The following is a 2,573-nucleotide window of genomic DNA, read 5'->3' as shown; positions in this document are numbered from 1 at the left end:
CGTCACCATCCCCAGCCTGACCACCGCCGCAGGCACCGGCGGCCCCCGCACGGTCGCCACCGTCGCGGTCACCGGCTACGTCGGCCTGCTCGCCGGCCCCGCCCTCATCGGCGCCCTCGCCACCGTCACCGCCCTGTCGCACGCGCTGCTGCTGCCCGCCCTCCTCGCCGCTGCCGTCGCCGCCCTCGCTCCCAAAGCCCTGGAGAAACCCAGCCCTTGACCCACACCTCCGTCTCCCCGAACGGCGTGGACGCCCTACTCCTCGACTACAACGGAGTCCTCGGACTCCAGCCCAGCCCCGGCATGTGGACCCGCCTCGCCGACCTCGCCGAGTGGCCCGACCGACACCTCCCCTCCTTCCAAGAAGCCTTCTGGGCCCCCCGGAACGCGTACGACGCAGGCGAACTGAGCGATCTCGCCTACTGGGCGAAGGTGCTCGGGCACCATCCCGGCGCGGTGGCTGCGTACGCTGCGGGCCGCCGATACCGCCATGTGGACCCGCACCGACCCCAGAGTCCTCGACATCCTGTACCGCGCCCGGGCCGCGGGGCTGCCCATGGTGCTCCTCTCCAACGCCCCGGCCCACCTCAGCGACGTCCTGGACGCCACCAACTGGCGGCGCGATCTGATGAGTGACGCCCTGTACTCCGCCCGCTTGGGCCTGTGTAAGCCCGATTCGGCCGCGTACGAGCACGCCCTGGCGGCCACCGGCGTCGCCGACCCGGGACGCGTGCTGTTCGTCGACGACCGCGAGGACAACTGCAGGGCCGCCGCCGAGTTGGGCCTGCGCGCCCTGCACTACGCCGGCCAACCCGCAGACCTGGAACACCAGCTGCTGCCCGCACTTGCGAACAGCACGCGTACCTGACCAGAAGCGTGTGCTCATCTCCCCAGCCTCAACCTCAGGACTTTCGTGCCCGACACCGAAGAGATCGACGGCGACAACTACGTATCCCCGCGCTACCTCGCAGGCAGCACTTGCGATGCAGACCCCGCGCTGGCGCCGCTCCTCGCGCTTGGCTTCGACCTCCATCACGACAACCTCGCCAACGCCTACGTCACTGCGCCCGACCACCGCGTCCGACTCGGATTCCTGCCCGAGGGCGACGACGACGGACTGTGGCGGATCAGCGCCTACCGCGACCGCTTCGCCCCGCCAGCGTGGGGCGTCAGTTTCAACGACACCGCACCCACGGAGTTCGTCACCGCCTTCACCACCGCCCTCGCTCAGGCGTACACCGCCGGCCCCGACATCTACCTCGCCGAGCCCGACCTCAAGGACCCCGAGCTCGGCGCCTTCGACGCAGTCGTCCCGCTCATCAAAAACGGCTGGCAGTTCCAGCACCCGCGCTGGGGCGTGATGGAACTGCAGTCCCCGGACGGGATGGCCACCTGTGAGTACACCACCGGCCGCCTCGACCCGGAGAAGGAACTCACCACTCTGGAGGCCCGCTGGCACCTGTGGGGCGGACCGAAGAACAGGTACGCCCGCTGGTACGCCACCGCCACCACCAACACCCCCACCGCTCTGGTGAAGGCCATCACCCAGAGCGTGTCCGACCCGGCACCCCTGCCACGCTGGAGGGACTCGATGCTCCCTGGGCTGCGCCAGGCCGCACAGCTCACTCCCATCACACCGCCCGCGCCCCCGGTTCCGACCCCGCTCGACGTCCAGCGCGCCCTCACCCGCCGACCGCCGGCACTCGGCACCCGCAGCGTCCCGCGCTGGAGCACGGCCACCCTTCCTCCGGCGCCCGCCGCCCCACGCACGGCCGCGCGCCGCTGATCCGCCGCCACCCACGACCAGCAACTCCCTCCCGCCGAACGGACCTTGTGTCACTCAGCCCTCTGGACGATCTCGACGTGGTCGAGGTCCTGCCCCGCCACCTCGCCGGCCCCGGCATCCACGACCTCGTCGACGTATGGCCCTTCCCTTTCGATCAGGGCTGGACCCTCCACCACTCCGGAGACGGCCCCGCCATCGTGATCAGTCCCGGTATGCAGCTGCTCGCCGGGCACGTACCGTCCGAGGACCACGTGCGCGGTGGCGAGTGGCTGATCGCCGCACACAAGGAGCCCTTCCTGTCGGCCACCTGGACGGCCACGCTCGACGCCAGTACCCCCGTCGAACTCGTTCGCGACCTGTATGCCGAAGTGCTCGCGCTGTGACAGGCGAACAGACAGGGCGAACGCAACCTGCTGCGCCCAGACGACGTCCGCCCCCAAGACGTATACCTGCCGCTGCTCACCGCCCGCTGGCACCACACGGTCAAGACGGACGGAGTCCAGTACTTCCGCAGCCCAGACGGCTACGGCATGCTGCAACACGCTTACGTGCACAAGAACGTGGCCGCACCCGTCTGGTCCGCGTGGGGCGGGCCACCGGACCACCCGCTGTGGAAGGCCACGTTCTCCTCCGCCGTGCCCGCCTCCCTGGTCGCGGCGTTCGCCTCCTCCCTGGCCTCACCCGTGCCGCTCGCCCGCGCCATGGGGAACATTCCGGCCGACACCCGCCTCCATCTCACCCTCCCCGCCGCTCTGACCTATGCCGCCGCGCGCCAGGGCGCCGGCAC

General features: G+C 70.7%; 3 protein-coding genes and 2 pseudogenes. All 5 read left to right on the top strand.

Annotated features, from left to right (window positions below):
- A pseudogene (locus O3Q52_RS51830) lies at positions 1-220 on the top strand (MFS transporter); the annotation flags it as partial.
- Positions 217-868, top strand: a pseudogene (locus O3Q52_RS51825) (HAD family hydrolase). The pseudogenes O3Q52_RS51830 and O3Q52_RS51825, both read left to right, overlap by 4 nt.
- A gap of 45 nt (positions 869-913) precedes the next feature.
- Positions 914-1,786 carry a DUF317 domain-containing protein gene (locus tag O3Q52_RS51820; RefSeq protein WP_266586636.1) on the top strand — a complete coding sequence of 291 codons (873 nt, stop codon included), beginning with the start codon at positions 914-916 and terminating at the stop codon, positions 1,784-1,786.
- A gap of 47 nt (positions 1,787-1,833) precedes the next feature.
- A complete protein-coding gene (locus O3Q52_RS51815; RefSeq protein WP_266586638.1) occupies positions 1,834-2,169 on the top strand; it encodes a DUF317 domain-containing protein in 336 nt (111 codons plus the stop codon).
- 147 nt (positions 2,170-2,316) lie between these two features.
- Positions 2,317-2,573, top strand: a 257-nt coding sequence (locus O3Q52_RS51810; protein ID WP_269655357.1) for a DUF317 domain-containing protein, incomplete at its 3' end; no start/stop codon positions are given.

This window comes from Streptomyces sp. ActVer (genome assembly GCF_027270795.1).
Lineage (GTDB): Bacteria > Actinomycetota > Actinomycetes > Streptomycetales > Streptomycetaceae > Streptomyces > Streptomyces umbrinus_A.
The sequence above is the reverse complement of the archived record's forward strand: the minus strand, read 5'-3'. Positions and strand labels throughout refer to the sequence as shown.